Raw genomic sequence first — 16,849 nt, forward strand, 5'->3', positions numbered from 1 at the left:
CACGGGCCCTGACCAGCACGTTCTGGCCAGGGCCCGGCCTTTTTTGCTGCAGTTCGGCGCAGCTGAACCGCTCCATTTCCCCCGCAGCATTCAACGCCCCAGCTTTGCCTTAGAACCGCGAAAGTGGTGCCTTAATCATTTGTTTTTGTGGGGTTCGTACTACTGAGCAGAGTTTAATGAGGCCGGAAGCCATGCACACCGTTCTGAAATCTATTGCCGCCTTCGGCACAATTGCGGCTTTGTCTGGCTGCGTTTCCCCCGAGCAGTTCGAAACCACTCCGGTGCAGCTCCAGACCAGCAAGGGCGTGGTGACTTGCCAGCTCTACACCAAGGACCGGGTGCTTTGGGACCGTTCGATCGACCGACCCACCTCGATGCCGGTCCAGGAAGCCGATGAAATCTGCAAACGCGAAGGTTACAGGCAAATGAAAGAGGGCTGACTGCAGCCCTCATTGCGGCCTCCCGCTCCTCTCAGCGGCCTTTGAACAAACTGCCAAGAATACCGCGGACAATCCGGCGGCCAGTGGTGCCCTTCAGTTCCTTGATAACCGCCTCTGACATGGCGGAGGTAAAACTGTCTTTCTTCTTGTAAGAGCGTGACGTTGACCTGCTCACCCGCGATCCGGAATAGCGGCGCGCGGCATTGAATTCCCGCGCCGTCGGTTCTGGAGCAGCTTCAGCAGTTTCCTCGGCAGCTTCAGCCGCCTGGGCCGCGGCCTGCGCCCGCTGTGCCAGGATTTCAAAGGCGGATCTGCGGTCCATCGGGGTGTCGTATTTACCGGCCATGTCAGAAGCCTTAAGCATCTTCTTACGTTCACCCGCCGAGATCGGCCCCAGCTGCGTGCTGGGCGGACGGATCAATGTCCGCTCCACAATGCCAGGCACACCCTTCTTCTGCAGCATCGAGGTGACTGCTTCGCCAACCCCTACTTCGCGGATGGCATCTTCGGTCGAAAACCGCGGGTTCTCCCGGTAGGTCTCGGCGGCCAGCCGCAGGTTCTTTCGGTCCTTGGCGGTGAACGCGCGCAACGCGTGCTGGATGCGGTTGCCAAGCTGCCCCAGAATGTCCTCTGGCACATCTGCGGGGTTTTGGGTGATGAAATAGATTCCGACCCCCTTGGATCGGATCAGCCGCGCAACCTGCTCCACCTTGTCGATCAGCGCCTTGGGGGCATCATCGAAAAGAAGATGCGCCTCGTCGAAAAAGAACACCAGCCGGGGCTTGTCCGGGTCACCCACTTCCGGCAGTTCCTCAAACAGCTCGCTCAGGAGCCACAGAAGGAAAGTGGAATACAGGCCCGGTGCCGCCATCAGCTTGTCCGCGGCCAGGATATTGACCATTCCCCTGCCTGCCGCATCGCAACGCATCAGGTCGCTGAGCGCCAGCGCCGGTTCGCCGAACAGGCCCGCACCGCCCTGGTTTTCCAGCACGAGCAAACGGCGCTGAATGGCGCCGATTGAGGAGGTGGAGACGTTGCCGTAGCGAAGCGACAACTGGCTACGGTTTTCACCGATCCAGACCAGAAGCGCCTGCAGATCTTTCAAATCCAGAAGCGGCAGTCCTTCTTCATCTGCAAGCCTGAAAGCAATGTTCAGGGTGCCCTCCTGCGCCTCGCTCAGCTCCAGCAGGCGTGCCAGCAGCAGCGGCCCCATCTCCGCAACTGTTGTGCGCACCGGATGCCCTTGCTCACCGTAGAGATCCCAGAAGGTGACGGGACAAGGATGGTAGCCGTAACCTTCAAACCCGATCCTGGCGGCGCGCTCCAGGAAAGGTTCGTGCAGCTTGTGATCCGGGGATCCAGCCAGTGCCAGCCCGGACAGATCACCCTTCACATCAGAAAGGATCACCGGGACGCCGGCATTGGAAAACCCTTCCGCGAGGATTTGCAGAGTGACTGTCTTGCCGGTTCCGGTTGCGCCCGCGATCAGGCCATGACGGTTGGCGTATTTCAGATCCAGCCCCTGCTGTTCGCCGTACCCTTCACCTCCGCCGCCAAGAAATACTCTGTCTGACATGCCTGCCCCGCCTTATCTTTTTCCTGTGGATAACAATACAAAGTTAACTTTTGGATGCGATAGTCAATCTTGCCCGCCCCTGCAAAAGCGGTTGCCGTGGCGGACATTTCCTCCCTGTCAGACTGGCCGTGCCTCGTGCACGGCCTTCTTTTTGGGCAATGTTTGCCTGTAAAACGGGCATATTCCTCTGACCGCTCTGCCCTAAGACTTCAATTTTCATGAAATCCGGCCCGTCAGGATTTTTTTTGAACTTGGATGTTGACCGATGGCCAGCCCTTTCGTAACGTCCTACGCAATAACTAAGTCGGCCAGTCCGACGGGGAGATGCAAACACGAAAAAGGGGGCCAAACGGTTCCCTTTTTTGCATTTATTCAGAGACTTCCGCAGTTGAGCTGTTGTGCGCGGAATTCCCCGCTAAACCCTAGTAATAGGCCTGACACCACCCGGGCGGCGTGATAAACGCGTTGCCAGCGTCTTTAGAAAAATGAGGCATTCATGTTGAAGTCCCTGACCCCGATCACGCTTGCCGCGGTGCTGGCTATGACCGCGCCGCTGGCGGCGCAGGAAACCACCGCCGAGGAGACTGACACCACAGAACAGGCCGCCGGGGCGGAAACCGCAGAGCAACAGCCCTCAGATCTCCTCCTTGATTACGGCGAAGTTGTTGAGAACGAAACACAAGTCGGACAACGGTACATAAAAGAAGAACATGGTGACTGGAATCTTGCTTGTATCAAGGCTGAAGTTGGCCATGACCCCTGCTCGTTAATGCAAGTCCTGACTGGACCAAACGGAAACCCGATTGCCGAGTTTTCGTTGTTTCGTTTAACTGAAAATGGCGGACAAGCTGTGGCTGGTGCGACTCTTATCGTTCCGCTGGAAGTTCACTTGCCAAGGGGAGTTTCACTCTCCGTCGACGGTGCGCCAAGTAAGCGATACAACTTTCGGCTATGCTCACAGGTGGGCTGCCTGACACAAATCGCTTTGACCGACGGCGATATCAAGGCTTTTAAAAACGGCAAGGAAGCAATCGTGACAATGACCGCTGAGCCATACTTGGACCGCATTGTAGAACTGAAAATGTCGCTGAAAGGCTTTACCGCAGGCTATGATGTGGTCGACGTCGTCAAGCAGTAAGAGCTGGCATCAGCCAAACGATTCGCCGCGCGCCCAAGGGCCGCGGCGTTTTTCGTTTCAGACCGTCAGACCTTGCGAAGCGCCAGCACCGCGTTCAGCCCGCCAAACGCAAAGGCGTTGGACAGGGCGACCGCAACCTTGGCTTCACGAGCCTCATTCGGCACCACATCAAGCGCGCATTCCGGGTCCGGCTCCTCATAGCCGATGGTCGGCGCAATCACCCCGTCGCGCAGCGCCATGATGCAGGCCAGGAGCTCCACCGCGCCGGTGCCGCCGATCAGATGGCCGTGCATGGACTTGGTGGAGGATATCATCAGGCTGTCAGCGTGCGGGCCGAACACATCCGCCACGGCAGCGCATTCCGTCTTGTCATTGGCTGCCGTACCGGTGCCATGAGCGTTGATGTATCCGATCTCAGAGGCGTCGATGCGGGCATCCTGCAGCGCGCCGGCAATGGCCCGTGCCGCCCCCTGTTTGCTGGGCATCACGATGTCCGCCGCATCTGAAGACATGGCGAAGCCGATGACTTCGCACAGAATTTCGGCGCCACGCGCCCTGGCGTGATCATATTCCTCGAACACAAAGATCCCGGCGCCTTCGCCCTGCACCATGCCGTTTCGGTTGGCGCTGAAGGGGCGGCAAGCGTCTTTGGACATCACCCGCAGGCCTTCCCAGGCTTTCACTCCGCCAAAGCACAGCATCGATTCCGAACCGCCTGTTATCATCACCGGGCTCATTCCGGAACGCACCATTTGAAACGCCTGCGCCATCGCGTGGTTGGAGGAGGCACAGGCTGTGGAGACTGTGAAGCTCGGCCCCTTGAGGTTGAACTGCATCGACACGTGGCCGGCCGCTGCATTGTTCATCAGCTTGGGCACGACAAACGGATGCACCCGGTTCTTGCCGTCCTCGTAAACGCTGCGGTAGTTCTCATCCAGCGTCTGCATTCCGCCGCCGGAATTGCCCAGAACCACACCAGCCTTGGCCGACAGCTCACCATGGAACTCCAGCCCTGACTGTTCGATCGCTTCTTTGGCAGCGGTCAGCGTGAACTGGGTGAACCGGTCATAGAGGCTCATCTGCTGGCGGTTGAAGCGGCCTTCGGCCTCAAACCCGCGGACCTGGCCGCCGATCCTGATGGCCAGCCGCTCCACATCGCGGAAGTCCAGCTGGCCAATACCGCAGCGCCCCTCGCGCATGGCGGCCAGCGTGGCGGGGACCGAATGGCCCAGGGCATTGATGGTTCCGGCCCCGGTAATGACGACGCGTTTCATGAAGCCTTACGCTTTTTCCATAACCAGCTTGTCGATACCGGCAACAATTGCCGCGACATTGGAAATGTCAAAGTCGCTTTTTTCCGGCTCATTGGCGTTGAAGGGAATCGAGATGTCGAATTCCTCTTCGATAGCAAAGATGCTCTCGACCACGCCCAGGCTGTCGATTCCCAGATCCGCAAGCGTGCTGTCGAGGGTCACATCCGACGGTTCCAGGACCGCCTGTTCGGCAATGATTGCAATGACCTTGTCCTGCGTGCTCATGTAAAGATCCCCGATGTTCTGCCTGAGGCTGATGTATGTATTCGACGGTTACTTGAAAACAGCCTTTTTTAACAATTCGATGTCACGCATCAAACGCGGCAGGCGGCGCTGTGCCTTATACATTTCGGTGTTGGTCTCCATCTTGACCGCGGGATAGCCCATGATGACACGGCCCGCCGGCACATTGGACAGGATTTTAGTGCCGCCGCCGGCAATCACCCCGTCGCCGATGAAAATATTGTCGACCACACCGCACTGGCCGCCCAGCACAACGTTGTTTCCGATGTCCACCGAGCCGGAGATCCCGGTCTGTCCGCACAGCAGACAGTCATTGCCGACGCGGGTGTTGTGGCCCACGTGCACGAGGTTGTCGAGCTTGCTTCCATTGCCAATTACCGTGTTGCGGATAGTGCCATTATCTATGGTGCAATTGGAGCCGACCTCCACGTCATCGCCAATCGTGACCGCCCCCAATGAATGGATTCGAATCCAGGATTGCGCCTTGGCCTCGCCCTGGTCACCCAGGGTCTTGCGCACGTTTTCCGCACCCGACACTTCAGGCGTGACATAGGAAAAGCCATCGCCGCCCACCCGCGCACCAGGCTGTGCGCGGAAACGGGCTCCGATGGTTGCACGGGCGGAGACGGAAACCATTTCGCGCAAGTATGCATCGTCGCCGATGACGGCATCCGCCCCGACATAGCAGTGCGGACCAATGACGGACCGCGATCCGATCCTTGCGCCCGCTCCGATCACGGCCAGCGGCCCGACAGAAACATCCTCACCCAATACCGCTGAAGGATCGATAACGGCGGACGGATGGATGCCCGGCGGGAAACCCTGGCCACGGTCCAGCATTTCAGTCACACCGGACATGGCCATGCGCGGACGAGGGGCAAAGATTGCCGCTTTCAGTCCGAATGACTGCCAGTCCGCACCGTCCCAAAGAATGGCAGCCTGCGCCTGGCCTTCCTTCAGTCCGTCAGCATACTTCGGCGCCATTGCCATGGCCAGCTGGCCTGCCTGCGCGTCCTGAGGCTCCGCCGCCTCTGCAACTTGCAGGTCGAGGTCGCCCTCGGCATCAGCGCCCAAAGACTCGGCGATCTGGCGGATTGTGAACATGTCAGGCCCTCTCAGAATATCCTGTATGGGCCTGACATTTACCCTTGAACGCTGGGCAGCACCACCCCTGCCCGTTCCAGTGCAGCCCAGACCTTGGCGTCACGGCCATAGACATCCCGGCGGAATTCGGCGCGGCCTTTGCCGGATACAACAGCGGTCCGGTAAATGATGTGCACCGGCACTTTCGTCTCAAGCTCGACCTTGGTTTCCTTGCCGGAATTAAGAATGCGGTGAAAGAAATCCTTGGGGTTTTCGGTCTGCTTGGCCAGCAGCGCATAGGCGAACTCAAACGGTTGGGCCAAACGGATACAGCCATGCGAGAAAGCGCGCACTTCGCGGGCGAACAGGCTCTTCTGCGGGGTGTCGTGCAGATAGATGTTGTATTTGTTCGGGAACATGAACTTGACCAGCCCCAGCGCGTTACTGCGGCTGGGGGGCTGGCGCATGGAGAACGGGAAATTCCGCGCAGTATATTGCGAGAAGTCTGCCGAACCGCGGTTCACAACCCTTCCGCGGCGGTCTGTGATCTGGATGTGGCCCACAGCATTCGGGTTGTTCTTCAGCTTCGGCAGATATTCCTTGGTGATGATCGAGCGCGGCACATACCAGCTCGGGTTGATCACCATATGCTCCATTTCATCCGAGAATTCAGGGCTGCGGCGGTCATGGGTGTTCTTGCCGATCACCGAGCGGGTTTCAAAGGTCACATCACCGTTGTCGACGATCTTGGCGGTGAAATCGGTCTGGTTGACCAGAATATGACGCTCGCCGCGTTCCGGCGTCAGCCAGCGCTCCCGCTCCATCGCGATGATGATGGACTTCAGGCGCGCGCTGACCGGCTTGTTGATCTCATCAATGGTGCCGGCTCCTGCCACGCCATCTGTTTCCAGACCATGATCGGACTGGAAGCTTTGCACGGCCTTCTCAAGTGCCGCATCATAGGTCCGCGCAGCGCTGCGCTGCAGGTAGCCCATCAGCATCAGCCGGTTGCGTAGTGCAATTACCGCTGGTCCCTGATCGCCTCTTTCCAGTTTCTTGGCGTTTACAGACGGCCCCCAGCCGCCTGCAGCCATGACCTGTTCCAGCCGAAGCTTTTCGCGCATCAGTCCGCGGTATTGCTGAGATGCCGGAACCAGGCTGCGCAAATAGGCATAAGGCTGGGTATCGCGGATCCCCGCCAGGATGCTGGCCCCGTCCACGGTATGTTTCTTGCGCACCATACCGTCATCGATTTGCGAGGGAACCAGCAGCCCGGTTTGCAGATCGGTGGCATATTGCACCAAGGCCCGGCTCAGCGCGGCCTCGACATTGCCGATATCACGCGTCGTGCGAACACCGCGCATCTGCTCTATCAGTGCGCTGACCTCGGCAGAGCGGTCCGGCAGACCATGGGCCTGGGTGTCGCCCAAGGCCGCCAACAAAGCATTGCGGCGCTGGCGCGACGCCTCATCCTGACCGGTCCAGATCGCCTGGTATCCGTTACTACGGTAGAATTCAGCGACCGCGTCGCTGCCGTAAGCCGCTTCGGCAACCGCTTGGCGGAAAGCCGCCGAAACCTCAGCCTGTGCTGAACTGGAAACAGCCCCAGCGGCCAAACCGCCCAGTGCCAGGGCGAACAGCCCTGCCTTGATCCCTGGCAAGAAGCTTCCTGCAGTCGCACGAGTCATAATTTCCGGTCCTTGCGCCGATTTTTGTCAATTCTGGCAGTGCCTAACTGAAATTCTGGTAAATGCCAGCCACTGTTGTCCATTCACAATTGCGAAAAGTCAGCTTTGATGCAGCAATGCCGCGTCTATGAAACCCCGCTGCAACAGTCGCGGGGAAAAGTTCCCTCGCCCTCCCCTTATGCGCAAGAAATCGCCGAAAAACGGGCTATCCGTTACAGCGCGGCAAAGAAATGTTGGATCAGGATTCTCTGTGTGCCATACATGCCGCACGTTAACTGAGATCGTTAACGAGCCCGTAACATCGGGCAATAGGCAGGACTAAAAGCGTACGGGACGGCGCAGTGACAATGGCAAAAACCACGGGCACGGGGATTTCCCGGCGTTCTCTTTTGGGTGTATTTGCTGCAACCGCAGTGGCAGCAGCCCCGACTTTCTCCAATGCAGCAGGCTTCCTTCGCGGCGGCGGAGACATCCGGCGCATTCGCATGTACTCGGGCCGCACCGGCGAGCGTCTGGACATGGTGTATTGGATTGATGGCGACTACATCAAAGATGCGGTCAAGGAAATCAACCACTTCATGCGGGATTGGCGTACCGATGAAGTCAAGAACATGGATCTGCGGACCATCGACATCATGGCGGCTTCCCACAACCTGCTGGATGTGAACGAGCCCTATATGCTTCTGTCCGGCTATCGCAGCCCCAAGACCAACGCCATGCTGCGCAGCCGCTCTCGCGGGGTCGCGAAAAACTCGCTGCACATGCGCGGCCAGGCCGCCGATCTTCGCCTTGCCTCCCGTTCCGTTTCGCAGATGGCACAGGCCGCCGAAGCCTGCCACGCAGGCGGAGTTGGTAAATACCATCGCTCGAATTTTGTGCATATGGATTGCGGTGTTGTCCGCTCCTGGCGCGGCTAAACCCGTCAGCCTTTGCAAGAATGCAAGCCTGCACACCGCGTGCAGGCTTTTTTGTTTTCAGCATAACCAGCCGAGGCCGAGATCTATGAGCCACGTCAGGAATTTGGAAACAGGCAGTTTTTCCCGTTGCAGAGGCAACCAACCGCGGGTATACCCCGGCGTAACGACGCACCTGTAGCTCAGCTGGATAGAGCGCTGCCCTCCGAAGGCAGAGGCCAGAGGTTCGAATCCTCTCAGGTGCGCCATCTTCACCTTGAAAACTCAAAGCGTTTAAAGCTATTTAAAGAGCCTGCCGCTAACTACTCTGCCTATACTTCAATATGCGGCCAGAGAGGCAGAATGGCACAGACCAACTCCATTTTCCGGACAGCGAAACCAACAGAGCCCCGGCTTCGTCTGAATTTGCCATGTACAATCAATTTATCCGGATCTGTGCGGGAGGCCATAGTTTACAACATCAGCCATAGCGGGTTTGCCGTCCGCTTGCCTGAGGATCAGAACACTTTCAGCCTGGCAGAGCTAAGATCTGTCTCCATCGGAGATATCGCCGAATTTGAGGTTCGAACCCGCTGGCGGAAGGACGCAAGAATTGGCTTCGCGTTCCTCAGCAAGCGCGGCGCACGGCCAGTTTTGGATGCATATTTTACCAAGATCGGCGAGTTCCCGACCTGAATACCAACCCCCGCTTACCCAAGATCAGCACTTAGCGCCTTGGTGAGCGCCTTCAGGACCTCACTTTGCCGCTTTGTTTTGCCTAGTCCCGGCGGCCAGGTCAGCCAATAGCCGTCAATCGTGGCCAATTCGGCGGCTGGCAAGCAGGTCAATTGCCCGGTCAGCAGCAAATTGGCTGCCAGAGCCCTGGATCCCAGTACTACCCCCATTCCAAGCCGGGCAGCCCGAAGGGCATGCGCCATGGAATCCACCGAAACCGGCCCCGCCTCCGGTGCCGGCTCTCCGGTCACACGTGCCCACTCGCTCCATCCCGGCCGCTCTCCGCGCAACTCAATCGCCGGCAACTGGCGCCAGACCGCAGCTTGGCCTGGGGCTGCCATTGGCTGAAGAACCTCATTGGCCAGCAGGACTCCGTCGCGCCCCTGCCAACTGCCGCGCCCGTAGCGGATATGCAGCGCATCATCCGCTGCTTCGAAATCCAACCGCTTCGGCACGGTTTCCGTCACAATTCGCAGCTCAGGGTGACTTTCAGAAAACGCCATAAGCCTTGGCAGCAAAAGCATTTCCAGATGTGATGGTTGGGCAGCGATCCGTATTTCCCGTACACTGTGGCCAAACAGGTTTTCGGTGCCCTGCTCCAGCGCGCGAAGGGAATCGTGGACCAGCGGCAGATAGCTTTCGCCATCGACTGTCAGTGACACGCCGCGGGCTGAGCGGATGAACAATTGCCGCCCCAGCCAGGATTCCAAATTGCGGATGCGCTGGCTGACAGCAGCCTGAGTTGCTCCGAATTCCTCTGCCGCGGCAGTAAAACTGCCATGACGGCCGGCAGCCTCGAAAACCTTGAGCCAATCAAGCGGCGGCAAACCTTGCTTGGTCACTTTCTTGGGCATTAGAAAACCTAACTCTCAAACCCTAATTTCCGTCGTTCTCTTGATGGCTCAGCGGCGATAGCAAGGCAAGCAAGAACAAGGCCAACCGGAGAGACCCTCATGCCCCGTTCCGTATCCGCCGACGCATCCGGCAGCTTCCTGACACTGACTTTTGAAGACGGCTGCGAAAGCCGCTTCCATGCGATCTGGCTGCGTGACAACGCGCTGGACCCTGAAACCCGTGCCCCGGGGAACGGTCAGCGGCTGATTACCATTGGCGACATTCCGGCAGACACCAGGATCAGCACTGCGCTGGTGGAGAACGGCGCCCTGACAGTGACCTTCGCCCCGGAAGGCAAAACCGTGACGTTTCCGGAAAGCTGGCTGAAGGCATACGCCTATGATGTTGACCGACCAACAGAATTCGGCCGTATGGCCCCTGGTGTTGAAACCTGGGACAGCGGTTTGCCTGCCCCTGTGTTTGACTGGGAAGAGGTTCAGTCCGACCCGAAAGTCAAACGGGACTGGCTGGACGCGATTGCACGCCTCGGGTTCGCCAAACTGGTAAACGGCCCTGTAACCGAAGGTGCGCTGATCGAGAACGCCGGGATGTTCGGGTTTGTGCGGGAAACCAACTACGGCAAGTATTTCGAAGTGCGCACCGAGGTGAACCCGACCAACCTCGCCTATACAGGCCTGGGCCTGCAGGCGCATACCGACAACCCCTACCGCGATCCGGTGCCCAGCTTGCAGATCCTGTACTGTCTGGAAAACTCGGCCGAGGGCGGTGAAAGCATTGTCGTGGACGGCTTTCGTGCCGCCGAGCGCCTGAAAGCGGAAAATCCAGAGGGCTTTGCCCTGCTGGCAGGCTACCCGGCCCGGTTTGAGTACAAGGGCTCTGACGGCGTGCACCTGCGCTCACGCCGCCCGATGATCGAACTGTCTCCTGATGGCGAAATGATCGGGATGCGCTTCAATAACCGCTCCTCTGCCCCGTTTGTCGACATTCCGTTTGACAAGATGGAATCCTACTACGCCGCTTACCGCCGGCTGGGTGAATTCATCGACGACCCGGACATGGGGGTATCCTTCAAGCTGGAGCCGGGCGAGAGCTTCATCGTCGACAACACCCGGGTGATGCATGCCCGTTTGGGGTATTCCGGTTCCGGCTCCCGTTGGCTGCAGGGCTGCTACGCCGACAAGGACGGGCTGCTGTCCACCCTCAACGTGCTGAACGCGCAGCTGGAGGGCTGAGAGATGAGCAAGCCAGACGTCAGCCAGCTGAACCGGGACAATATCGTAGACTTCATCGGCGGCATTTTTGATCGCCGCGGCGACGAAGAATATCTGGGTGAACCGGTCACCATGGCCGAACACATGCTGCAAGGCGCCACCATCGCTGAGCAGAACGGCCAGCCGGAAGAGATCATCGTGGGGGCGCTCCTCCACGATATCGGCCATTTCACCAGCGAGTTCGGCACATTCTCCATGGATGACACAGAGGACCGCTATCACGAGGAAGCCGGAGCCGAAGTTCTGGAGCAGTTCTTTCCCTCGGTGATCACCGATTGCGTCCGCTACCATGTGGCGGCCAAGCGCTATCTCTGCGCCACCAAGCCGGAATATTTCAACCGTTTATCAGAGGCTTCTGTCCACTCCCTGAACCTTCAAGGCGGGCCGATGGACGCGGAGGAAGTGGCCGAGTTCGAGAAGAACCCGAACCTCAAGCAGATCATCGCTGTGCGTTATCTGGATGAGGCCGGCAAGCGGGACGACATGGAAACCCCGGATTACTGGCATTTTGCACCGATGGTCCAGCGGATGGTCGATAAGCACCTGGGCACGGCAGGTTCTGCAGTATGAGCGCGCCCGAGTACATCTTTGAGGCCAGCTCGAAACCTTCACTGCCCTGGCATGAGGTGCCGCTGATCCGGGCCACCGACGAAAGCGTCAAAGGTTATGGCTGCCTGGTGGATGATCCGGAAAGTTTCGAGATCGAAATCGTGCAATGGCCGGCTCAGGGGTGGCGGCCGATCGATGAAGGCACCGGCGACGAAGCCGGCTGGGTTGAGGGTACCTTCCGCGGCGACTGGCGCGGTGATGTGCTTTACGGCGAGAACGAAGCGGTCAACGGCAACTATGTGCTGGGCTGGTCCACCGACCCGCAAAAGGCCCAAGCGGACACGCAGACCGCGCCGCGGGACCAGGTGCTGTTGTGGCACATGAACTATCACCCCGACGGTGGCCAGATGTTCTATCCGCTGGACAACAAGCCCTTCATTATCCCCGCAGCCCTGCCGGGGGATGACCTGAAACCCGAGCAGGTTGTGGCCTTCTGGTGTGACGGGTCTAAGGGGCTCTATATCCACCCCAATATCTGGCACGAGGGGATCTTTCCGGTGGACGACAGCCAGCGGTTCCTCGACCGGCAGGGCAAGGTGCATGCCCGGGTCAGCTGCGATGTGGGCAAGGAATTCGGTGTCTACCTGTCCTGCCCGTTGCGCGAGGACAAGATTCAGGGCTAAGGTATTACTGTAAATAGAAAAACGGCGCCTCCAAGGGCGCCGTTTTCATTTGAACGTCAGCCGCAATCAAGCGAACAATTCGTGCGCCAGTTCCAGCGCGTCGACCAGCGTGTCGACCTCTTCCTTGGTGTTGTAGAGGCCAAAGGACGCGCGGCAGGTGGCCGAAACACCCAAGTGGTCCATCAGCGGCCCGGCGCAGTGATGGCCGGCGCGCACTGCGACACCCTTCTTGTCGAGGATGGTGGAGATATCGTGGGCGTGTGCCGCACCCTCCATGGTGAAGCTGAAAATTGCGGCCTTGCCAGGTGCTTGCCCCTGCACGTTGATCCAGTTCAGCCCGGTCAGCCGCTGCATCGCATAGTCGCGCAGGCCGCCTTCGTGCTTGGCAATGTTGTCCATGCCAAGCTCCATCATATACTCCAGCGCCACACCCAGGCCGATGGTCTGCACGATGCCCGGCGTGCCCGCCTCGAACTTCATTGGCGGATCGTTGTAGATGATCCCCTCTTTGGAGACCTCTTTAATCATGTCGCCGCCGCCGATGAAGGGGCGCATCTCTGCCATGCGTTCCGGTTTGATATAGATCGCGCCGGAGCCGGACGGACCGTAGAGCTTGTGACCAGTGATCGCGTAGAAGTCGCAGCCGATGTCCTGCACGTCGACGGGCATATGCACCGCGCCCTGTGAGCCATCCACCAGCACCGGCACACCTTTGGAATGGGCGCCATGGGTGATCGCCTTTACATCCACAACCGTGCCCAGCACGTTGGAGCATTGAGTGACGGCCACCAGTTTGGTCTTGGGGCCAATCGCATCAATGACTTTCTGCGGATCAAGGCTGCCGTCCGCTTCGGTATCCACCCACTTCAGGACCACCCCCTGACGTTCGCGCAAGAAGTGCCAGGGCACGATATTCGCGTGGTGCTCCATAACGGACAGGACGATCTCGTCACCCGCCTCAAACCGCGGCATGGCCCAGCCGTAGGCAACCAGATTGATCCCCTCGGTGGTGCCGGAGTTCAGAACGATGGTGTTCTCGTCGCCTGCATTCAGGAACCGCGCAATGATGCCGCGCACGGCCTCATATTTCTCTGTCGCCAGATTGGAGAGAAAGTGCAAGCCGCGGTGAACGTTGGAATACTCCTCAGCATAGGCCTTGGTGATGGCATCGATCACCACCTGCGGCTTCTGGGCCGATGCGCCGTTGTCGAGATAGGTCAGCGGCTTACCGTTCACCTCGCGCGACAGGATCGGGAAGTCGGCGCGGATTTTGTCCAGGTCATACATTTTCGGGAAGTCCCAGATTGGCTGGGCCGATCAGACCCACGATAAAGAGAAGAGCAAAGACCAGGATCATGCTGGCCATTAATACCACCCCAAGCGAGCGCCAGACGGAACCAAAACGGTGCGCCGCATTGACGAAATGCAGGAGGATGAAGAACACAACGATATTGGCCGCAATATTCAGCAAGGCGGCCAGAGAAGGCATCACCAGGAACACAACCACAATGGCACCGTTCAGTCCCGCCTGCAGCAACTGCAGCCAGGTAACAAGCGCCAGCAATTCAGGCAAATTGCCTTGCCCGCCCAGCCAGCGGCCGGCTGACGACAGCATCGCAATGAAACAGAGCTGCAGCAGAAGCACCATGGCGAAATAGACGCCTGGCGTGAAGCGCGGCAGCAAGACCTCAGGCGGCAGCGGGAACAGGATTTTCTGAACTGTGTAGACGCAGGTGTTCAGAACCACCGACAGCAGGAAGGCGGTCCACAGCGCCTCCCGCGGCCAGTCGCGCGCCAGGATCTGATGCGCCGCATCACGCGGCGACTTCAGTGTCAGAAGGGCAAAGGCAGCCAGCGCATTCATGATTTGGCCCAATAGCCCTGGATCATGCCGGACACCCAGAACCAAATAAATACAGCGCACCACAGGATGCCCACCAGAGTCAGGGACGGACCGGGGCCGATGAAACCGGCAACCAGACCGTTCAACAGCATCAGCGGGCTGGCCGCCAGAAACGCCCAGAACAACGCCAGCCGGGCGCGGTAGGCATCGCCCTGACCGCCAAAGGCGCGGGCGATCCAATGGGCAACCAGCGCCAGAACATACAGCAGAAGTGGCGCGATAAAGACCAGCGCCAGCAGCGAACCGCCCAGCAGCATGTTCAGCTCTTGGCCGGTCAGATGCGCCTCCCGGGCCAGTTTCGGCATCTGCGCGACAAACGTCAGAACACAGCCCGCAAGCAGAAACACCAGCAGACGGTCCTCTCGGGCGCCCATGCTCAGAAGCCGCGCAAACACCTTGCGCGGCCCCTTATAGGTCGCCGGGATATCCGTTGTGACGGACATCAGCGGCGCCGGGCCAGCCAGCCTTCAAGGCGGGAGACGATGTCGGCGGCGATTTCCGCGTCCTCGATCTCATCCACCGCTTCGGCCAGGAAGGCCAGCGTCATCAGGTCGGTTGCCTCTGCGTGCGGGACACCGCGGGAGCGCAGGTAGAACAGGCCCTCCTCGTCGATCGCACCGGAAGTGGACCCGTGCGAGCAGGCCACGTCATCCGCGTAGATTTCCAGCTCAGGCTTGGCCAGAAACTGGCTGTCATCGTCCAGCAGCAGCGACTGGGAAATCTGATACCCGTCAGTCTTTTGCGCGCCTTCCTTCACTAGGATTTTGCCCTGGAACACACCGGTGGCACCGTTGCGCAGCACCTTCTTGAACACCTGACGGCTTTCGCAGTTCACGGCGTCATGGGTGATGAAAACGGTGTCGTCGTGGTGGAAGTCGCCGTCGCCCACGCAGGCACCCGCGATATGGGCAACCGCGTCATCACCGGTCAGCTCAATCACCGCCTCGTTACGGGTCAGCACGCCATTCACGGTCAGGGTGAACGACTTGAACACCGACTCTGTGCCTAGTCGGGCAAACAGATGGGTCGCCGCACGGCGCTCGTGGTCGCGGCCCTGGGCCCGCACCAGATGCATCGTGCCGCCATCGGCGATGTCGATCTCCATGCATTTGTTAAAGCGCGACGCAGCCGGGCCGTTCTCCAGGACCGTCACCTCTGCACCGCTTTCCACGCGGATCACATGGTGCAGGATCGCATCCGAGTTTTCGTCCGAATGCACATAGGTGAAGTTCAGCGGCTTGGAGACCTTGCCGGTCACCCGGATCGCCACGCCATCACTGGCAAAGGCGGTGTTCAGCGCCGCCAGCGGGCGTTCCACCGGGGTCTGGCCGCGCGCCTCAAGAACGCCGTACAGATCCTTGGCCCAGTGGATATCCTTGCAGCAGATATCCTCGATCCGGTCGATGGTCAGGCCTTCAATCTCCAGATGATCGGAGGCTTCCGCGTCGAACACACCGTCCACAAATACGATGTTCAGGCGCTCAAATGCGTTGAACATCGGCACTTCGTCTGCGTGGAACACAGCTGCCTTGGGCGCATCTGCCTGCACCAGCGTGTCCGGCTTGGTGTATTTCCAGTATTCGTCGCGGCGCGACGGCAGACCCATGGTCTGGACCCGCGACAGCGCGGCCTGGCGGGCCGCCTTGAGGCAGCCGCTCTCCGGCAAGGTCAGCGCCAACAGCCGCGCCTCAGTTGCACTTTGCTTGACTTCGGGCAGGGCCATTTACGCCTCCTCTGCCAGGATGCCGGCGTAACCGTTGTTCTCGACTTCCAGCGCCAGCTCCGGGCCGCCGGTTTTGACGATGCGGCCGTTTGCCAGGATGTGCACCACATCGGGTTTGATGTGGTCCAGCAGGCGCTGATAGTGAGTGATCACCAGGAAGCCGCGGTTTTCATCGCGCAGGGCGTTCACGCCTTCGGCCACCAGCTTCATCGCATCCACGTCGAGGCCGGAGTCGGTCTCGTCCAGAATGCAGAGCTTGGGCTCCAGCATCGCCATTTGAAGGATCTCGTTGCGCTTCTTTTCACCGCCGGAGAAGCCCACGTTGACCGGGCGCTTCAGCATGTCGGCGTCGATCTTCAGCGTTTTTGCCTTGGCACGCACTTCTTTCAGGAAGTCGGAGGCCGACAGCTCTTCCTCGCCGCGCGCCTTACGCTGTGCGTTCACCGCAGTACGCAGGAAGGTCATGTTGCCGACGCCGGGGATTTCCACCGGGTACTGGAATGCCAGGAACATGCCCGCCGCGGCGCGCTCTTCCGGCTCAAGCTCCAGGATGTCTTCGCCTTCCAGAGTGGCGGAACCCTCGGTCACTTCATACCCGTCGCGGCCCGACAGCACATAAGACAGGGTCGATTTACCCGAGCCGTTCGGCCCCATGATGGCGTGCACCTTTCCAGCCTCGACCTTGAGATCCAGACCTTTCAGGATCTGCTTGTCTTCATCTTCAAGCTTGACTTGCAGGTTCTTGATTTCGAGCAT

The 16,849-nt window shown here is 59.3% G+C and carries 18 protein-coding genes and 1 tRNA gene; 8 read left to right on the forward strand and 11 right to left on the reverse strand.

Translation table 11 applies throughout. The features are described 5' to 3' along the window. Nucleotides 1-191: 191 nt before the first annotated feature. Nucleotides 192-440 (forward strand): hypothetical protein, encoded by a 249-nt coding sequence (locus RA26_RS09625; RefSeq protein ID WP_039183442.1) that lies wholly within the window; start codon nt 192-194, stop codon nt 438-440. Nucleotides 441-471: 31 nt separating this feature from the next. On the opposite strand, the gene RA26_RS09630 is transcribed toward RA26_RS09625, so the two are convergent. Beyond that, nucleotides 472-2,016 (reverse strand): helicase HerA-like domain-containing protein, encoded by a 1,545-nt coding sequence (locus tag RA26_RS09630; protein WP_039183135.1) that lies wholly within the window; start codon nt 2,014-2,016, stop codon nt 472-474. A 496-nt stretch (nt 2,017-2,512) separates the two neighbouring features. Between RA26_RS09630 and RA26_RS09635 the strand changes: the two genes are divergently transcribed. Further along, the gene (locus RA26_RS09635; protein WP_039183137.1) at nt 2,513-3,154 is read left to right on the forward strand and encodes an invasion associated locus B family protein; all 642 of its coding nucleotides are present in this window, start codon (nt 2,513-2,515) and stop codon (nt 3,152-3,154) included. Nucleotides 3,155-3,219: 65 nt separating this feature from the next. Here the strand turns inward: RA26_RS09635 and RA26_RS09640 are convergent, their stop codons facing one another. From RA26_RS09640 to RA26_RS09655, 4 genes are read right to left on the reverse strand one after another with little or no spacing between them, the layout of a single operon-like run. Next, nucleotides 3,220-4,428: a beta-ketoacyl-[acyl-carrier-protein] synthase family protein gene (locus tag RA26_RS09640; RefSeq protein WP_039183140.1), complete on the reverse strand. Its 1,209-nt coding sequence runs from the start codon at nt 4,426-4,428 to the stop codon at nt 3,220-3,222. 6 nt (nt 4,429-4,434) lie between these two features. After that, on the reverse strand, nt 4,435-4,692 hold the full coding sequence (locus tag RA26_RS09645; RefSeq protein ID WP_039183143.1) for an acyl carrier protein: 258 nt from the start codon (nt 4,690-4,692) through the stop codon (nt 4,435-4,437). 48 nt (nt 4,693-4,740) lie between these two features. Further along, complete coding sequence (gene lpxD / locus RA26_RS09650) at nt 4,741-5,814, reverse strand: UDP-3-O-(3-hydroxymyristoyl)glucosamine N-acyltransferase (RefSeq protein ID WP_039183146.1); 1,074 nt, start codon at nt 5,812-5,814, stop codon at nt 4,741-4,743. A gap of 38 nt (nt 5,815-5,852) precedes the next feature. Continuing rightward, on the reverse strand, nt 5,853-7,481 hold the full coding sequence (locus tag RA26_RS09655; protein WP_039183149.1) for a L,D-transpeptidase family protein: 1,629 nt from the start codon (nt 7,479-7,481) through the stop codon (nt 5,853-5,855). Nucleotides 7,482-7,828: 347 nt separating this feature from the next. Here RA26_RS09655 and RA26_RS09660 point away from each other — a divergent pair, with 347 nt between their 5' ends. The 3 genes from RA26_RS09660 (at nt 7,829) to RA26_RS09670 (ending at nt 9,070) form a co-directional block, all read left to right on the forward strand. After that, on the forward strand, nt 7,829-8,398 hold the full coding sequence (locus RA26_RS09660) for a YcbK family protein (protein WP_029204823.1): 570 nt from the start codon (nt 7,829-7,831) through the stop codon (nt 8,396-8,398). A gap of 168 nt (nt 8,399-8,566) precedes the next feature. Beyond that, nucleotides 8,567-8,643 (forward strand) — tRNA-Arg (locus RA26_RS09665). A gap of 94 nt (nt 8,644-8,737) precedes the next feature. Further along, nucleotides 8,738-9,070 carry a PilZ domain-containing protein gene (locus RA26_RS09670; protein WP_082015793.1) on the forward strand — a complete coding sequence of 111 codons (333 nt, stop codon included), beginning with the start codon at nt 8,738-8,740 and terminating at the stop codon, nt 9,068-9,070. Nucleotides 9,071-9,084: 14 nt separating this feature from the next. Here the strand turns inward: RA26_RS09670 and RA26_RS09675 are convergent, their stop codons facing one another. Then, entirely contained in the window at nt 9,085-9,963 is an 879-nt protein-coding gene (locus tag RA26_RS09675; protein WP_039183153.1) for a LysR family transcriptional regulator, read from the reverse strand. Between the two features lie 99 nt (nt 9,964-10,062). Here RA26_RS09675 and tmpA point away from each other — a divergent pair, with 99 nt between their 5' ends. From tmpA to RA26_RS09690, 3 genes are read left to right on the forward strand one after another with little or no spacing between them, the layout of a single operon-like run. After that, nucleotides 10,063-11,196 carry a 2-trimethylaminoethylphosphonate dioxygenase gene (gene tmpA, locus RA26_RS09680; protein ID WP_039183155.1) on the forward strand — a complete coding sequence of 378 codons (1,134 nt, stop codon included), beginning with the start codon at nt 10,063-10,065 and terminating at the stop codon, nt 11,194-11,196. Nucleotides 11,197-11,199: 3 nt separating this feature from the next. Beyond that, a complete protein-coding gene (gene tmpB, locus RA26_RS09685; protein ID WP_039183156.1) occupies nt 11,200-11,805 on the forward strand; it encodes a (R)-1-hydroxy-2-trimethylaminoethylphosphonate oxygenase in 606 nt (201 codons plus the stop codon). Then, nucleotides 11,802-12,467, forward strand: coding sequence for an ureidoglycolate lyase (locus tag RA26_RS09690; RefSeq protein WP_039183158.1), 666 nt, complete (start codon nt 11,802-11,804; stop codon nt 12,465-12,467). The genes tmpB and RA26_RS09690 overlap by 4 nt, the downstream gene beginning before the upstream one ends. Before the next feature lie 66 nt (nt 12,468-12,533). Here RA26_RS09690 and RA26_RS09695 read toward each other — a convergent pair whose 3' ends face one another. From RA26_RS09695 to sufC, 5 genes are read right to left on the reverse strand one after another with little or no spacing between them, the layout of a single operon-like run. Then, complete coding sequence (locus tag RA26_RS09695; RefSeq protein ID WP_039183159.1) at nt 12,534-13,754, reverse strand: cysteine desulfurase; 1,221 nt, start codon at nt 13,752-13,754, stop codon at nt 12,534-12,536. Next, nucleotides 13,747-14,331, reverse strand: coding sequence for a YIP1 family protein (locus tag RA26_RS09700; protein ID WP_039183162.1), 585 nt, complete (start codon nt 14,329-14,331; stop codon nt 13,747-13,749). The genes RA26_RS09695 and RA26_RS09700 overlap by 8 nt, the downstream gene beginning before the upstream one ends. After that, the gene (locus tag RA26_RS09705) at nt 14,328-14,813 is read right to left on the reverse strand and encodes a YIP1 family protein (protein WP_039183164.1); all 486 of its coding nucleotides are present in this window, start codon (nt 14,811-14,813) and stop codon (nt 14,328-14,330) included. The genes RA26_RS09700 and RA26_RS09705 overlap by 4 nt, the downstream gene beginning before the upstream one ends. After that, a complete protein-coding gene (locus tag RA26_RS09710; RefSeq protein ID WP_039183167.1) occupies nt 14,813-16,093 on the reverse strand; it encodes a SufB/SufD family protein in 1,281 nt (426 codons plus the stop codon). Before RA26_RS09710 ends, RA26_RS09705 begins: the two co-directional genes overlap by 1 nt. Next, entirely contained in the window at nt 16,094-16,849 is a 756-nt protein-coding gene (gene sufC, locus RA26_RS09715; RefSeq protein ID WP_039183170.1) for a Fe-S cluster assembly ATPase SufC, read from the reverse strand.

This window comes from Leisingera sp. ANG-M7, from assembly GCF_000813965.1.
GTDB lineage: Bacteria > Pseudomonadota > Alphaproteobacteria > Rhodobacterales > Rhodobacteraceae > Leisingera.